Genomic DNA, 14673 nt, shown 5'->3' with positions numbered 1-14673 from the left:
GGCCCCGCGCCCCACCATCGTGTAACAAATGGCACGGCCTGGCCGCGCGCGCCCAACCGCTCGAAGCAGCCGCCTACTGCTTGGCCAGCGCCGCCTTGCGGATGCCCTGCAGCGTGCCGGTGGGCGTGATCGCCTCGGGGTCGATCAAGCAGTGCAGCACGCTGGGCAGGCCGCTCGCGCGTGCGCGGGCCAGTGCGGGGGCGAAGTCTTCGGTGCGCTCCACACGCTCGCCATGGCCGCCGAAGGCCTGGGCGTAGGCGTTGAAGTCGGGGTTCTTGAGCGCCGTGGCGCTCACGCGGCCCGGGTACTCGCGCTCCTGGTGCATGCGGATGGTGCCGTACATGGCGTTGTCCAGCAGCACCACGATGATCGGCAGGCCGTACTGCACGGCGGTCGCGAATTCCTGGCCGTGCATCAGGAAGTCGCCGTCCCCCGCAAAGATCACCACCTCGCGCTGCGGCCACAGCCGCTTGCCGCCGACACCGGCGGGCAGCCCGTAGCCCATCGACCCGCTGGTGGGCGCCAGCTGGCTCGCAAACGTGGTGAAGGGCCAGAAGCGGTGGATCCAGGTGGCGAAGTTGCCCGCACCGTTGCAGAAAATGGTGTCGGCGGGCAGCACGTCCTTGAGGTGCTGCATCACCTGCCCCATCTGCAGGTCGCCAGGGATGCGGATGGGCGCCGGGTCGCTCCAGGCCAGGTAGTCGGCATGGGCGGCTTCGGTGTGCGCCTTCCACGGCACCGGCGCCGTAGGGCGCACCGCGTTCAAGGCCGCGGCAAAGGCCTGCGGCGTGGCGTGGATGGCCTGCGTGGGGCGGTAGAGCTTGCCCAGTTCATCGGCGTCGGCATGCACATGCACGAAGGGCTGCGCGGGCGTGGGAATGTCGAACAGCTCATAGCCCTGCGACGGCACTTCGGACAGGCGCCCGCCCACCACCAGCACCAGGTCGGATGCGCGGATGCGCGCCAGCAGCTTGGGGTTCACGCCCAGGCCCAGGTCGCCGCCATAGCAGGCGTGCGTGGCCGCAAACAGCATCTGCCGGCGGAACGAGCAGTACACGGGCAGCGACCAATCTGCAGCAAACGCCGTGAACTCACGCACCGCCTGCTCGGACCAGCGGCTGCCGCCCAGGATGGCCACGGGCTGCTTCGCCTTGCCCAGGCGCTCGGCCAGCTCGGCCATCTGCGCGGCGCCGGGGTGGGTCTCGGTGACCTGGTAGGGCAGCGCGTCGGCCACGGTGGCGGCCTCCGTCAGCATGTCTTCGGGCAGCGCCACCACCACCGGGCCGGGGCGGCCCGAGGTGGCCACGTGAAAGGCGCGCGAGATGAGTTCGGGCACGCGCGCCGGGTCGTCGATCTGCACCACCCACTTGGCCATGGTGCCGAAGACCGCGCTGTAGTCGAGCTCCTGAAACGCCTCGCGCCCCATGGCACCGCGCGCCACCTGGCCCACGAACAGGATCATGGGCGTCGAGTCCTGGTGCGCGATGTGCACGCCCGCCGACGCATTGGTCGCGCCCGGCCCGCGTGTCACGAAGCAGATGCCCGGCCGCCCCGTGAGCTTGCCCTGCGCCTCGGCCATCATGGCCGCGCCGCCTTCCTGGCGGCACACCGTCACGCCGATGTCCGCATCGTGCAGCGCATCAAGCACGGCCAGGTAGCTCTCGCCCGGCACGCAGAACAGCTGCTGCACACCGTGGGTGATGAGCTGCTGGACCAGGATCTGGCCGCCGGTGCGGCTCTGGGCGGGGCTGGAGGTGGAAGGCGTGGTCATGTCAGATGTCCCGAACGAAAAAAGTCAAAAAATAAAAACCGTTCTGATCAAGTGCCCAGCTTGTGCGCCACCCACTACCCGTTCGGGCTGAGCTTGTCGAAGCCAGGGCGCCCTGCGCGAACAGCCCTTCGACACGCTCAGGGCGAACGGTGAGATCAGAAGCAACTATCCATCCAAAAACTGTCAACGCAGCGCCTCGCACGCACGGCGAATGCGTGCGCAGGCTTCCTGCAGATCAGCCATGCTGGCAGCGTACGAGATACGGAAATACGGCGCCAGCCCCAGCACGCTGCCCGGCACCACCGCCACGTGGAACTCGCGCAGCAGGTAGTCGCAAAAATCGGCGTCCGTGCGCAGCAGCGCGCCACCCGGTGTAGTGCGGCCCAGCACGCCTTCGCAGCTGGCAAAGGTGTAGAACGCACCCTCGGGCACGCGGCAGCGCAGGCCCGGCGATGCGTTGAGCGATGCCACCACCAGGTCGCGCCGCGCCTGGAACTCGCGGCAGCGCTCGGCCACGATGTCCTGCGGGCCGGTCAGCGCCGCCGCGGCGGCCGCCTGGCTGATGGACGACGCGCACGACGTCGCCTGGCTCTGCACCACCGCCATGGCCGCGATCAGCGTGCGCGGGCCCGCGCCGTAGCCGATGCGCCAGCCCGTCATGGCGTACGACTTGGACACGCCGTTCACCGTGAGCGTGCGATCGCGTAGCGCCGGCAGCACCGCCACCGGCGTGGCAAACGCATGGCCGTCGTACAGGATGTGCTCGTAGATGTCGTCTGCCAGCACCCACACCTGCGGGTGGCGCAGCACCACCTCCAGGAGGGGCCGCAGTTGCTCGGCCCTGTAGGCCGTGCCGCTGGGGTTGGATGGCGAGTTGATGAACACCCAGCGCGTGCGCGGCGTGATGGCCGCATCCAGCTCCTGCGCCGTGATGCGAAAGCCGTTGTCTTCGCTGCACGGCACCACCACCGGCACGCCGCCCGCAATCAGCACCATGTCGGCGTACGAGGTCCAGTACGGCGCGGGCAGGATCACCTCGTCGCCGGGGTTCAGGCTGGCCATCAGCGCGTTGTAGATGACCTGCTTGGCGCCGGCGCCCACCGTGATCTCATTGGTGGCGAACGTGAGGCCGTTGTCGCGGCGGAACTTGAGCTGGATGGCGGCCTTGAGCTCGGGCGTGCCATCGAGCACGGTGTAATGCGTGTCGCCCCGCGCCATGGCGCGCTGCGCAGCCTCCTGGATGTGCACGGGCGTGTCGAAGTCCGGCTCGCCCAGGCCCAGCACGATCACGGGCTGGCCCTGGCGCTTCAATTCATTGGCGGCCTGCGTGATGCGCACGATGTCCGACACACCGATGGCGCTGATGCGGTCGGCCGCGCGAAAGGCGGTGGCAGGGAGGGCTGCGGCAGGGAGGGCGGCGTTCATTGCTGGTAGGACTCCAGGGGCTTGTCGTTGGGCGTGGCGAACAGCTGGCGCAGCGTGGTGCCCAGCGGCAGGTTCAGGCTCATGTTCTTGGGCGGAATGGGGTTCACGAACCACTTGGTGTAGATCTTTTCCATCTCGCCGCTTTGCATCAGGCGCGTGAGCACGCCGTCCACCGCAGCCTTGAAGGTGGGGTCGTCCTTGCGGAACAGCAGCGCGATCGGCTCGGCGCCCAGCGGCTCACCCACGATGCGGTAGGCCGACGGGTCCTTGGAGTTGGAGATCAGGCCCGCCAGCAGGTTGTCGTCCAGCACGAAGGCATCGGCGCGGCCGGATTCGAGCAGCATGAAGCTCTCGTGGTGGTCCTTGCCCAGCACCGTCTTGACGGGTGCGCCCAGCGTGCGCTCCTGCTTGCGCAGCAGCTGCACGGCTGTGGTGCCGGTGGAGGCTGCAATCGTGCGGTTGCCCAGCTGGCTGATGGACTTCAGGTCCGAATCCTTGCGCACCGCCATGCGCACCTCGCTCACATAGGTCGTCACCGCAAAGGCCACCTGCTGCTGGCGCGCGGTGTTGTTGGTGGTGGGGCCGCAGCCGATGTCGAGCGTGCCGTTCTGCACCAGGGGCAGCGTGTTCTGCGCGGTGACGGCCATGTATTCGAGCTTGGCGTCGGGCACGATTTCTTTCAGCACGCGCTCGCACAGCTCCACGTGGTAGCCCACGTACTTTTCATTCGCGCCCAGCGCGTAGGCCATGGGCGGCGAGGTCTCGCGCACGCCCAGCACGGCCTTGCCCGATGCCTTGATCTTCTCCAGCGTGGGGGTGGTGAGCGTCTGCGCGTGCGCAGGCGCCAAGGTGGCGAAGGCCAGGGTCAGGCCTGCGGCGAGCGCGGTGAAGGGGGTGCGGGAAGTTGCCATGGTCGTTGTCTCCGGTGGTGTTGTGGTTGGCAAAGGGAAAAAGAGAAAAGGTACTGCGGCCCCGCTTGGGGAGGCGCTCGGCTTCAGGGCTCACCCCGACCGTTCGGGCTGAGCTTGTCGAAGCCTGGCGTTGGGTCGGAGCATGTTCCGGACGGAGGATTGCAGGCTGCGGGTTGCGGCACGCATTCAGATCACGTTCTTTTCCAGCAGCGGCTCGTTGCGTGCAATGCGCTCGATGGACAGCGGTGACAGGTCGAGGCTTTGGTAGCGCCCGGTCAGCATCAGTTCGGCCAGGCCTCGCCCCACGGCAGGGCATTGCTGCAGGCCGTGGCCCGAGAACCCGTTGGCCAGCACGAAGTTGTCGCACGCCGGGTGCAGGCCCACGATGGCGTTGTGATCGAAGGTGTTCATCTCGTAGTAGCCCGCCCAGGCGCCCTGCATGCGCAGTGCCTCGAAGCCCGGAATGCGCTCGGCCAAGGTCGGCCACACGTGGTCTTCAAAAGCGTGGTGCTCCGGCTCCAGCGGCGCAAAGTCGGCGTCGTTGTCGGCCTGCGGCGCAAAGCCGCAGATGAAGCCCGGGCCCTCCGGCCGCAGCCAGATGCCGCTGGTGTCGATGAGCAGCGGGCAGCCCGGCAGCGCCGCGGGGCTTGCCAGGTGGAACACCGTGCGGCGCTTGCCCACCACGGGCAGGTCGATGCCTGCCCAGCCCGCAATGGCAGCCGCCCAGGGGCCGCCGGCATTCACCGCAAAGCTGCACGGGAGGGCATCGCCGCTTTTCAGTTGCACGCTGGTGACGTGCTGCACACCGTCGCTGCCGGCCATCTGCAGGCCCACGGCTTCATCGGCCACATAGCGCACGCCCTGGCTCTGCGCCTTCTTGCGCAGCGCGGTCAGCAGCAGGTAGCCATCGAACCAGCCCTCGCCCGACAGCCCGAGCGACCCCAGAGCCACATCCTGCAGCGCCAGCCACGGGAACCGTCCGGCCAGCTGCTGCGGGCTGAGCAGCGCCACATCGGCGCCGTGCCGCTTTTGCAGCGCATGGTTCTCGCGCAGCGTGGGCTCGCCGGCCGCGGTGGCCAGGTACAGGTAGCCGCCCTCGTGCAGGCCCACATCCGGCGCGTCGCCGTTGCAGGCGAGCAGCGTGTTCACATGGCGCAGAAAGCCGATGCCGTATGCAGAGATCTGGACATTGATGTCAGTAGAAAACTGCTGGCGGATGGAGCTTGCCGACAGCGCGGACGATGCGCGCGCATAGGTCGGGTCACGCTCGACCACCACCACCGAGCAGCTCGGCTGCTGCAGCGTGAGGAAGTACGCAATGGCACTGCCGATGACGCCGCCGCCGATGATGACGAAGTGAGAGGAATCAGAGGCCATGGGTACCGTTCACACGCTACAACAATGAGTTTGCCGATGGAACTTCACGACTGGCGCGGCGTGGGCCAGCGGCCGCCGCGCAAGGGCCGCCCCGCCGCGCTGGCGGCGTCCCCCTTCGGGGGAAGGCGCCGCAGGCGACTCAGGGGTGACTCAAGGTCACACATCGAACGTCACGCCCTGCGCCAGCGGCAGTGCGGTCGAGTAGTTGATGGTGTTGGTCGCGCGGCGCATATAGGCCTTCCAGCTGTCGGACCCGGCCTCGCGCCCGCCACCGGTTTCCTTCTCGCCGCCGAACGCGCCACCGATCTCGGCACCGCTGGGCCCGATGTTCACGTTGGCGATGCCGCAGTCCGAACCCGCGGCCGACATGAACTGCTCGGCCTCGCGCACATTGAGCGTGAAGATCGACGACGACAGGCCCGCGCCTACTGCGTTGTTCATCGCAATCGCCTCGTCCAGCGTGCTGTATCGCACCACGTACAGGATGGGCGCAAAGGTCTCGTGCAGGGCTGGGCCTTCGTGCGCCTTCAGCTCCACCAGCGCGGGGCGCACGTAGTGCGCGTCGGCACCGCCGATGCCTTCCACACGGCCACCGCCGTGCACCGTGGCGCCCAGTGCGCGGCTGTGCTCCAGGGCTTTTTGCATGCCGTCGAACGCTTGGCGGTCGATCAGCGGGCCCACCAGGGTGCCGGCCGCGCGGGGGTCGCCCACCTGCACGTTGGCGTACACCTTGGCCAGCTGGGGCACCAGTTGGTCATAGATGCTCTCGTGCACGAACAGCCGGCGCAGCGTGGTGCAGCGCTGGCCCGCCGTGCCCATGGCAGCGAACGCAATGCCGCGCAGGGCCAGGTCCAGGTCAGCCGTGGGTGCCACGATGGCCGCGTTGTTGCCGCCCAGCTCCAGAATGCCGCGTGCAAAGCGCGCCGCCAGGCGCGGCCCGACCGCACGGCCCATGGCAGTGGAGCCCGTGGCCGACAGCACCGGCACGCGGGCATCGTCCACCAGCTCTTCGCCGATGTCGCGCTGGCCGATGAGCAGCTCCAGCAGGCCGTCGGGTGCGCCGCCACCGGCTGCGTTGAAGCGGGCCACCGCGCGCTGAGCGATGGCGTGCGTGGCCAGGGCCGTGAGGGGGGTCTTTTCAGATGGCTTCCACACCACCGAATCGCCACACACCAGCGCCAGCGCGGCGTTCCAGGACCAGACCGCCACCGGGAAGTTGAAGGCCGAGATCACGCCGCACACGCCCAGCGGGTGCCAGGTTTCCATCATGCGATGGCCCGGGCGCTCGGTGGCAATCGTGAGGCCGTACAGCTGGCGCGACAGGCCCACCGCAAAGTCGCAGATGTCGATCATCTCCTGCACCTCGCCCAGGCCCTCGGATGGGATCTTGCCGGCCTCGATGGTCACGAGCAGGCCCAGGTCCGCCTTGGCGGCGCGCAGCTCTTCGCCCAGCAGGCGCACCAGCTCGCCGCGGCGGGGCGCTGGCACATCGCGCCACACCTGGAACGCGGCGTGCGCGCGGCCGATGGCGGCCGTGGCGTGGGCCGGCGAGGCCTCTGGCACAGCACCGATGGCCTCGCCCGTGATGGGCGAGCGCACCTGCAGGCTGCCGCCGCTGTAGGCCGCACGTGGCACGCCCAGGCGCTGCAGCAGTTGATCGACTTCGGGCACAAGGGAGGTGGCAGCAGGTGTGGCGGACATGGCGGCTCGCAAAGATCGGAACGACAAGGACAAAAAAGATGAACAGGCGCAGCCCGCAAGATGCCGCAGGTGCGCCGATGCCCGCCAATATCCGCCAATACCGCAGTGCTGGATAGCAAAAAAACGGAACTACTTGATCACATTCGAGAATGAAGTACCCGAAAATACCGGGACCACCGCCGCACAACCAGCCAGCGCCAGCAGTGCGGCCAGCCCACGCCCTGCCGACGCTCATCATTCCCCCTACGCATGACCATGCTGCGCCGCTCCTTCCTACCCTCCACCGCCGATCTGCTGGCCTTCGAAGCCGCGGCCCGCCACCAGAGCGTGTCGCGCGCCGCCGAGGAGCTGCACCTCACCCAAAGCGCCGTGTCGCGCCAGATCCGCCAATTGGAGGAGCAACTGGGCACCGCCCTCTTTCACCGCGTGCGCCAGCGCGTGGTGCTGACCGACGCCGGCCGCGTCTACGCCGCCGACGTGCAGGCCGTGCTGCAGCAGCTGTCGGCCAGCACCCAGAAGGCCATGGCCTTTGCCAGCACCGACGGCCTGCTCAACCTGGCGGTGCTGCCCACCCTGGCCACCCGCTGGCTCATCCCGCGGCTGGCGGGCTTCATGGCGCTGCACCCCGAGGCCATGGTCAACTTCTCGGCCCGCACCGAGCCTTTCGACTTTGCGGGCACGCCATTCGACGCGGCCATCCACTTCGGTGCCCCGCACTGGGCTGGCGCCGTGTGCGAATACCTGATGCACGAAGAGACTGTGCCCGTGTGCAGCCCCACCTACCGCGACCGCCACGGCATTCACACCCCGCAGGACCTGACCCGCGTGGTGCTGCTGCAGCAAAGCACCCGCCCTACGCAGTGGGCCGAATGGTTCGACCTGGTGGGCGCCCCGGCCGCGCTGGCGCTGCGCGGGCCGCAGTCCGAGCATTTCGCCATGATCGCCCAGGCCGCCGTCTCCCACCTGGGCGCGGCGCTGCTGCCGCGGTTTCTGATCGCGCAGGAGCTGGCAGCCGGCAGCCTGGTGGAACTGTCGGACCAGGTGCTGACCAGCACCGATGCGTACTACCTGGTCTACCCGGAGGCGCGGGCGCAGACGCCGCTGGTGAAGGCATTCAGGGACTGGGTGGTGGGGGAATGCGCGGGGCGGGCGCAATAGACGGGTGTTTACCGCGGCTGCTGTGATATTCGATGGATTGGCTTGCCATCTATCTCAATGATGACACCAGACATCCCAGGAAATTGACTGGCTCGCGCCGGTCCTCCATAAATGACGTCGAGCCGAAAGTCAGAGGGGGCCACTCGCCTGATGACCAGTTTTTTTATGGCCTGGCCTTCCTCGATATCTGTCAAATTGATTCGACGACCAGTGCTTGAGTAATCGCACATTATTTCAGGAATAACGTCATTTGAAATTGCCACGCCCCTCGACTTGTCCTGAAATCCTGAGACCATCGAATATAGATAGTGCTTGCGGCCATCGATATTTAACTGAGCAATTTCGACATAAGAATCCGCAAATACGAAGCATTCATGCCCAGACCTTGATTTCCAAGCAACGAAACTTACCAACAAGATCACCAACAAAGGTAAAAAAAATAATAATTTCAACATTAAACGCATTACCCCACCCTCCAATGCTCATGCCACTCAACACGGTACCAAAATTTCTTTGCAATCCCTATCTTTTCCATATGGTTAGACAACCCATCTGGCAATCGCAATTTCCGACCATTCAGAGGTATTTCGGTGATATTTTTATCATCCTGCTCATCGGCATAATCAACAAAATCATATAGACTGCTGACACTCCAACGAGTGAAGAATAAATTCCTTTGATACGAAGTCGCCGCCATCAAGTAAAAACGGTTGTCAGTATATTTCAAGCGAACATTGATTTCTTCAGCCTTCAAAGTACCATCATTTGTGACCATGTTTCCTTGAGTGGGTTTATGCCGATTTTGCGAGCGGAGAGGATCCGCAAATTTGGAACGTTGAAATTCCACGTCAGACGTTTTAGCAATCGCAAAAAATTTATTGGTATTTTGTCTATTTGAAATATATTTCTTCAAAGCAACAATTGCATCTTGAACAATAACAGAATACCGATAGACAAATGGATTAAGTATAACCTCATGCCCGCCGCCATGAACATAATGATTGGCGAGCAGCGCCGCCTCAGAAAAACCCAGATACTTACCACCCCACCAAAAAGCCTCATAAATATTGACTAAGAATTCTTTTTCATCCTCTGTAAAACTGGAGTTTATTTTGGCTTTACAGGCAAGATAGTCAATTGTACTTTGCACCAAATCAAAACTCTCTGTCACACCGAAGACTTTAGCCTTCCCCAGATGCCAAAGCGGAGCGGTCGGTACATTCTCTCTATTTTTTAGACAGATACTTGCTTTCTGCGCGACCTGCTCAACAGTCTTTTTCTGAACTACCAACTTGAATTCCTCACGAATTTTAATACCGCCATTGGCTCGTGCTGAGCCTGGGGGCGTGGATCTGCCCGCCAAATCCACGCACTGTGCATTAAATTATCATGGGAGCTCGTGCTCGCACAGCCTTTAAATCGGATATGCCTTTATCGAACAGAATATGAAATTTTGTTATTTATCGAATCGCCAATCATCGCGGTAATGTCGAGCCAACCGTCGCGGGCGCGAGGCACGGTGTTGTGCGTTGCCGCTGGACGCTAACCAATACTGAAAGCGGAATTGACCAAAAGGAATATGAATGATGCTCCGCTGCTAACTCAGCATTGAAAGCGAAGGGTCTCAACAATAGCCCCCCAACACCGCGATGCAATAGTGGTGCTGACGACCTTAGAGCCCGTGTAGCGCGCCACCTTTTTTGACCAACACGCGCAACTTTAAGTGGCCCTGAGTTCAATCTTGCGCTCGATGACCCTCGAAACCAGTCCGTACTCGACCGCCTCCTCGGCCGACAACCAGCGGTCGCGCTCGATGTCTTCCAGCACCACGGCCAGCGGCTTGCCGGTTTCGCGCGCGATGGTGCGTGCGATGCGCTCCCGGGCCTTGACGATCTCGCGGGCCTGGATGGCGATGTCGCTGGCCGGCCCGCCCGCACCGCCACTGGGCTGGTGGATCAGAAAGCGCGTGTTGGGCAGGCAGTAGCGCCGCTCGCGGGGCACGGACAGGTACAAGTGCGTGGCGGCACTGCCCACCCAGCCGGTGCCGATCATGTTCACCGGGGCACCGATGAAGCGCACGATGTCGTGGATGGCATCGCCCGACTCCAGGTGCCCGCCTGGCGAGCTGACCAGCACGTCGATGGGGTCGGCGCTCTCGGCGTCCAGCGCGATCAGGCGGCGCGTCACATCGGCCGCGATCACATCGGTCACAGTGCCGAAGATCAGCAGGGTGCGGGCCTTGAAGGCTTTCTCCTCCAGGTAGGAGGTGCGGGGCTCGGTGGCGCTGGACGGTGCGGGGGTGTCTGGGCTGTTCACGGTGAATCCTTGTAGTGGAACTGCCTTGACGAACGGCGCGCCGGTTTCGTGACATCCGCGCGCCCAGCAGGCCTGTGGCAAGATTTGCCGATGCACGACGAATACCGGATGGCCCTGATCGACACCGACCGCAGCCGCCTGGTGCGGGCCGCCACGCGGCTGCTGGGCCCGGCAGAGGCGGAGGATGCGGTGCAGGACGCCTACATCCGCGCGCTGGAGGCCGACACGCGCGCGCTCAATACCGCCCAGGCGTGGCTGCTGACCGTGGTGCGCCACCTGGCCATCGACCGGCTGCGCAGACGCGATTGGATGCAGCAGTGGCTGGCCACGCCACAGGCGCACGCCGCGGCGCCGTCGGCCGAGAGCGATGCGGCGCTGGCCGAAGAGGTGGCCCACGCCTTGCGCCAGCTGGCGGCGTGCCTGAGCCCCGCCGAGGGCGCTGCCGTGCTGCTGTACGAAGTGTTCGAGGTCAGCCACGCCGAGATCGCATCGGCGAGCGGTCGCACCGAAGCTGCCAGCCGGCAGCACATCCGCCGGGCACTGCACAAGCTGCGGCAGGCAGCAGGTCGTGGCGAGCACACCCCGGTGCAGGGCGACAGCGAGGGCCACGACCCTGCCGTCCTGCGGGCGTACCTGCAGTCCCTGCAATGGCGCGACCCGCAAACCCTGTGGGCCATGCTGCGCCAGCCCCCCATCAGCGCGTCTTCGGCCATCACCCGTCCAGCCACCACCAGCATGCCAACCACGTCCTGCGGGGTGGTGCAGGTGGGCGGCCAGCTGGGCCTGGTGCTCACGCTCGATGGCGTGGCCCTGTGCGTGCTGCCGCTGGGGGTGCGCAACACCGAGTGCGATCTGCACACCGCGCTGCAGTAGTACCAGACGCAAAAAGGCCGCTGCGCCGTCCTGCAATGCAGGCCAGGCGCAGCGGCCATCTTCAAGCATCCGTCAGCGAACGGGCACAGCGGTTGCGCGCGGCCCGGCGCTGCCGCGCTTCCACAGCGCGATCAACACGTGGGCACCGATGGCCAGCGCCAACAATACGGCGGCCCCCAGGCCCCACAGGGCCCATGCCAAAACCGACACCGTGCCGGACAGCGCTGGAACGGCTTCCAGGGCGCCCTGGACCACCGGGCCCGCCGAGGCGATCACGGACTCCAGCTCCCGTGCCAGCTGCGGCGGCATCCACGCCCGGATCCACTCGGGCAGCAAGACGGCGTTCATCGCCGACGTCCCCGCCGACAGCACCCCAGCGCTGGACACGGCCCACAGCGTCACCGCATGCACGCCCCAGCAGACCACGGACCACAGGGCCAGCAGCATGAACGACAGAAACCAGCTGATTGCGTAAAACATCGAATGCGTCCTTTCAAAACGGCAAGTGCCGAGTATGGGGACGGCAGGCGGCAAGACACACCAGCTTGAACCGAACTGGATATTCGGCTTTACCGAACCAGCGATTGCCTTTAGTTTTTAGAACTGCACCCATCCTTGTGACCTGCGGGTGTCGCCCAAGGACACCTGCACCGCCCGTGGCCGCTACGGGCAGGTCAAACCGCAGCCCGGTTGCGCCCCGCTGTTTTGGCACGGTACAGGCCGCCGTCGGCCGTTTCGATGAGATGCCGCTCGCAGCCCTCCGCATAGGGCCACGCCATCGCCGCAGCCCCGACACTCACCGTGACGCAGCCAAACGAGCTGCCGGTATGTGGCACCGCCAGCGCCTCGACCTGCCTGCGCACCACCTCGGCCACCACCAGCGCCCCGTCCAGGTCGGTGTTGGGCAGGATGATCGCCAGCTCCTCCCCGCCATAACGCGCCACCAGGTCCCCCGGGCGCTGGGCATGCTGCACTAGGCAGCGGGCCACGGCCTGCAGGCAGGCATCGCCCTCCACATGGCCATAGGTGTCGTTGAATCCCTTGAAATGGTCCACGTCGATGAGCAGCAGCGACAGCGGTGTGCCCTCGCGGCTGGCGCGCCGGCATTCGGTGTGCAGGGTGTCGTCGAAACACCGGCGGTTGGCCAGGCCCGTCAACTGGTCTTGCGCAGCCAGGGCTTCGAGCTTCTGGTTCACCAGCAGCAGGTCCTCCCGGGCGGCGACCAGCGATGCCTCGGCGCGGGTGCGGCGGCGGATGTCGATCAGCAAGTGCCACCCGATGACCGTGATGCCCACCAGCAACGCTCCCACCACGCCAGCCGTCAGCAGCGCCTGGCGCCACCAGCCCTGCAGCGCTTCGTCCTTGCCCACGGCCACCGTGGTCGTCAACGGATAGCGGTCGCTTTTGCGGTAGGCGTACAGCCGGTGTATGCCGTCGATGCCGGATTTGAACGACGCGGTGCCGGCGGTTGCACCCGAATAGAAGCGCTGGAAGTTGGCAGACTTGGAGAAGTCGCGGCCCATGTCCTGCTCACGGTAGGGGTAGCGCACCAGCATCTGGCCGCCGGTGGTGGTGAGGCCAATGGCGCCCTCCGTGCCGACATCGACCTTGCCGAACTGCTCCAGAAAACTCTTGATGCCCAGGCTGATCACCACCACACCAGCAAAGCGCTGGTCCGGGCCGTCAAACCGCCGGCTGACAGTGATGACCCAGTCGCCCGTCGATCGACTCTGGATGGGTGGGCCGATGAATGCATCGTGCGAAGGATCGCTCCGGTGGTGCACAAAGAAAGCCCTGTCGGCACCACTGACCCGCGCCGGCACCGGGCCGTTGGAGGACATCAGCCAACGGCCGTCTGCGTCGTAGATGACCAGGCCGTTGAGCTGGTTGAGCAGGGGCTCCTGCCGGTCGATCAGCCGCTGCAGGCGCTGCAGATGGTCCGGCCCGGTGCCCTCGGCCTCCAGCCGCTCGGTGAAGTCCAGCAGCAGCATGGAGCTCTGGGTGATGACGCCTTCGGTGTAGGTGTTGAGCGTCTGGGCCAGGTTCAGGTTCTGGGTGTCGGTTTCGGCCAGCGAGTGATCCCGCGCGGACCAGATTTGCCACGCCGTGGTGGAGGCGACCGACAGGTACACGGCGATCAACAACAGCGCCGCCAGGCGCACATCACGCTTCATCTTTTTGCTTCCCTCTCACATGCCGGACTTCGTCCGCGCGCTCCCCTGCCAGACCGGCAGGACCTCGCACGAGGCTACTCCTGCTGCATGACTTGTTCTCTTGTAGGCCCACCATACTATGGACAAACCGCGGCATCAATCACGGAATGAACGGGCGGATCACCCCATTGCCCGGGTCGATTCAGGCGGGTACAGGCTATTGCGGGGGGGGGGGCAGGTGCGCAGAGGGTGAGAAGACGTGGCACCACGCTGCGGCGTCTCACGGCGCCCACCCCCGTGCCATCAGGCGCGCGGCGGCCTGGCCTCGCGCACCATGAGCCAGTAGGCACGGCCCGAGACAGGCTCCACACAGGGCACCTCGCGCACGAAGTTCAGGCGTCGATAGAACGCTAGGCTGAGCGGGTTGAAGGTCTCCAGATAACAGGTGGCGCCTGCCACATCTGCGCGGGCCAAGGTCTGCGCAACCAAGCGCTGCGCCACGCCGCGGCCCCGCGCTGCGGGGCGCACCCCCAGGATCGACAGGTACCACGCAGCGTGCAGCGGGTCAGGCACCTGCGCCTCCATCGCGGCACCGATGCGCTGGTAGTTGTCAAAACCCATGGGGCCGAGGCACCGGGCCAGGCCCTCGGTGCGCCGCGCACTGTGCACCGCCTTCTCGCTGGCGGTGGCCCGGCTGGTGGCCCACAGCGCTGCGCCGTCATCACCCGACACCATCACCTCGCCCACCGCATTGGCCTCGTCCATGGCCAGCGCAAAGTACTGCGCCAGCACGCGGTGGCGCAGTGCGGGGTCGTGTGCGCTGTCGACGGTGACGGCCTGGTAGAACGGGTCGTCCATCAGCGCGGTGGCCAGGGCGTCGCACACCGGCGATGGCTCGGGCAGCGGTGGCAGCGATGAGGATGTAGGGTGTGTGTGCATCTGCGTTGTGGTGTGTGGCAGGCCAGGGCGCGCATCGCACAGCGGCAGG

13 protein-coding genes are annotated in these 14673 nt (G+C 65.5%); 2 read left to right on the top strand and 11 right to left on the bottom strand.

Annotation, left to right across the window (positions count from 1 at the left end; genetic code table 11):
• Window positions 1–73: 73 nt before the first annotated feature.
• The 5 genes from ACSQ3N_RS08115 to amaB form a co-directional block, all read right to left on the bottom strand.
• Window positions 74–1771 carry a thiamine pyrophosphate-binding protein gene (locus ACSQ3N_RS08115; RefSeq protein WP_436146028.1) on the bottom strand — a complete coding sequence of 566 codons (1698 nt, stop codon included), beginning with the start codon at window positions 1769–1771 and terminating at the stop codon, window positions 74–76.
• Window positions 1772–1954: 183 nt separating this feature from the next.
• Window positions 1955–3196, bottom strand: a complete 1242-nt coding sequence (locus tag ACSQ3N_RS08110; RefSeq protein ID WP_436146027.1) for a pyridoxal phosphate-dependent aminotransferase — start codon at window positions 3194–3196, stop codon at window positions 1955–1957.
• On the bottom strand, window positions 3193–4107 hold the full coding sequence (locus ACSQ3N_RS08105) for an amino acid ABC transporter substrate-binding protein (RefSeq protein ID WP_436146026.1): 915 nt from the start codon (window positions 4105–4107) through the stop codon (window positions 3193–3195). Before ACSQ3N_RS08105 ends, ACSQ3N_RS08110 begins: the two co-directional genes overlap by 4 nt.
• Before the next feature lie 186 nt (window positions 4108–4293).
• Window positions 4294–5484 carry an NAD(P)/FAD-dependent oxidoreductase gene (locus ACSQ3N_RS08100; protein WP_056162058.1) on the bottom strand — a complete coding sequence of 397 codons (1191 nt, stop codon included), beginning with the start codon at window positions 5482–5484 and terminating at the stop codon, window positions 4294–4296.
• Between the two features lie 156 nt (window positions 5485–5640).
• On the bottom strand, window positions 5641–7185 hold the full coding sequence (gene amaB / locus ACSQ3N_RS08095; RefSeq protein ID WP_436146025.1) for an L-piperidine-6-carboxylate dehydrogenase: 1545 nt from the start codon (window positions 7183–7185) through the stop codon (window positions 5641–5643).
• 255 nt (window positions 7186–7440) lie between these two features.
• Here amaB and ACSQ3N_RS08090 point away from each other — a divergent pair, with 255 nt between their 5' ends.
• Window positions 7441–8343, top strand: coding sequence for a LysR family transcriptional regulator (locus tag ACSQ3N_RS08090; RefSeq protein ID WP_056162609.1), 903 nt, complete (start codon window positions 7441–7443; stop codon window positions 8341–8343).
• Between the two features lie 8 nt (window positions 8344–8351).
• On the opposite strand, the gene ACSQ3N_RS08085 is transcribed toward ACSQ3N_RS08090, so the two are convergent.
• The 3 genes from ACSQ3N_RS08085 to ACSQ3N_RS08075 all read right to left on the bottom strand — a co-directional run bounded on the left by ACSQ3N_RS08085 (window position 8352) and on the right by ACSQ3N_RS08075 (window position 10659).
• Window positions 8352–8807 carry a hypothetical protein gene (locus tag ACSQ3N_RS08085; RefSeq protein ID WP_156371851.1) on the bottom strand — a complete coding sequence of 152 codons (456 nt, stop codon included), beginning with the start codon at window positions 8805–8807 and terminating at the stop codon, window positions 8352–8354.
• Window positions 8807–9712 (bottom strand): hypothetical protein, encoded by a 906-nt coding sequence (locus ACSQ3N_RS08080; RefSeq protein ID WP_156371849.1) that lies wholly within the window; start codon window positions 9710–9712, stop codon window positions 8807–8809. The genes ACSQ3N_RS08085 and ACSQ3N_RS08080 overlap by 1 nt, the downstream gene beginning before the upstream one ends.
• A gap of 350 nt (window positions 9713–10062) precedes the next feature.
• Window positions 10063–10659, bottom strand: coding sequence for an ATP-dependent Clp protease proteolytic subunit (locus tag ACSQ3N_RS08075; protein ID WP_056162054.1), 597 nt, complete (start codon window positions 10657–10659; stop codon window positions 10063–10065).
• Between the two features lie 90 nt (window positions 10660–10749).
• On the opposite strand from ACSQ3N_RS08075, the gene ACSQ3N_RS08070 reads away from it, so the two are divergent.
• Window positions 10750–11532 carry a sigma-70 family RNA polymerase sigma factor gene (locus ACSQ3N_RS08070; RefSeq protein ID WP_056162052.1) on the top strand — a complete coding sequence of 261 codons (783 nt, stop codon included), beginning with the start codon at window positions 10750–10752 and terminating at the stop codon, window positions 11530–11532.
• Window positions 11533–11604: 72 nt separating this feature from the next.
• On the opposite strand, the gene ACSQ3N_RS08065 is transcribed toward ACSQ3N_RS08070, so the two are convergent.
• The 3 genes from ACSQ3N_RS08065 to ACSQ3N_RS08055 all read right to left on the bottom strand — a co-directional run bounded on the left by ACSQ3N_RS08065 (window position 11605) and on the right by ACSQ3N_RS08055 (window position 14624).
• On the bottom strand, window positions 11605–12012 hold the full coding sequence (locus ACSQ3N_RS08065) for a hypothetical protein (protein ID WP_056162051.1): 408 nt from the start codon (window positions 12010–12012) through the stop codon (window positions 11605–11607).
• Window positions 12013–12206: 194 nt separating this feature from the next.
• Window positions 12207–13706 carry a sensor domain-containing diguanylate cyclase gene (locus ACSQ3N_RS08060; RefSeq protein ID WP_436146024.1) on the bottom strand — a complete coding sequence of 500 codons (1500 nt, stop codon included), beginning with the start codon at window positions 13704–13706 and terminating at the stop codon, window positions 12207–12209.
• Between the two features lie 282 nt (window positions 13707–13988).
• Entirely contained in the window at window positions 13989–14624 is a 636-nt protein-coding gene (locus ACSQ3N_RS08055) for a GNAT family N-acetyltransferase (RefSeq protein ID WP_436146023.1), read from the bottom strand.
• Between the last annotated feature and the right edge of the window lie 49 nt (window positions 14625–14673).

The organism is Acidovorax sp. LjRoot194 (assembly GCF_964253015.1).
GTDB lineage: Bacteria > Pseudomonadota > Gammaproteobacteria > Burkholderiales > Burkholderiaceae_C > Acidovorax.
Note: the sequence above shows the minus strand (reverse complement) of the source record. Positions and strands in the feature narration are given on the sequence as shown.

What these genes read in the sequence shown, in the direction of transcription:
- ACSQ3N_RS08115 (WP_436146028.1), bottom strand. Translation starts at nt 1,771, where the DNA reads ATGACCACGCCTTCCACCTCCAGCCCCGCCCAGAGCCGCACCGGCGGC.
- ACSQ3N_RS08055 (WP_436146023.1), bottom strand. Translation starts at nt 14,624, where the DNA reads ATGCACACACACCCTACATCCTCATCGCTGCCACCGCTGCCCGAGCCA.
- ACSQ3N_RS08085 (WP_156371851.1), bottom strand. Translation starts at nt 8,807, where the DNA reads ATGCGTTTAATGTTGAAATTATTATTTTTTTTACCTTTGTTGGTGATC.
- ACSQ3N_RS08105 (WP_436146026.1), bottom strand. Translation starts at nt 4,107, where the DNA reads ATGGCAACTTCCCGCACCCCCTTCACCGCGCTCGCCGCAGGCCTGACC.
- ACSQ3N_RS08060 (WP_436146024.1), bottom strand. Translation starts at nt 13,706, where the DNA reads ATGAAGCGTGATGTGCGCCTGGCGGCGCTGTTGTTGATCGCCGTGTAC.
- ACSQ3N_RS08090 (WP_056162609.1), top strand. Translation starts at nt 7,441, where the DNA reads ATGCTGCGCCGCTCCTTCCTACCCTCCACCGCCGATCTGCTGGCCTTC.
- ACSQ3N_RS08100 (WP_056162058.1), bottom strand. Translation starts at nt 5,484, where the DNA reads ATGGCCTCTGATTCCTCTCACTTCGTCATCATCGGCGGCGGCGTCATC.
- ACSQ3N_RS08065 (WP_056162051.1), bottom strand. Translation starts at nt 12,012, where the DNA reads ATGTTTTACGCAATCAGCTGGTTTCTGTCGTTCATGCTGCTGGCCCTG.
- ACSQ3N_RS08070 (WP_056162052.1), top strand. Translation starts at nt 10,750, where the DNA reads ATGCACGACGAATACCGGATGGCCCTGATCGACACCGACCGCAGCCGC.
- amaB (WP_436146025.1), bottom strand. Translation starts at nt 7,185, where the DNA reads ATGTCCGCCACACCTGCTGCCACCTCCCTTGTGCCCGAAGTCGATCAA.
- ACSQ3N_RS08110 (WP_436146027.1), bottom strand. Translation starts at nt 3,196, where the DNA reads ATGAACGCCGCCCTCCCTGCCGCAGCCCTCCCTGCCACCGCCTTTCGC.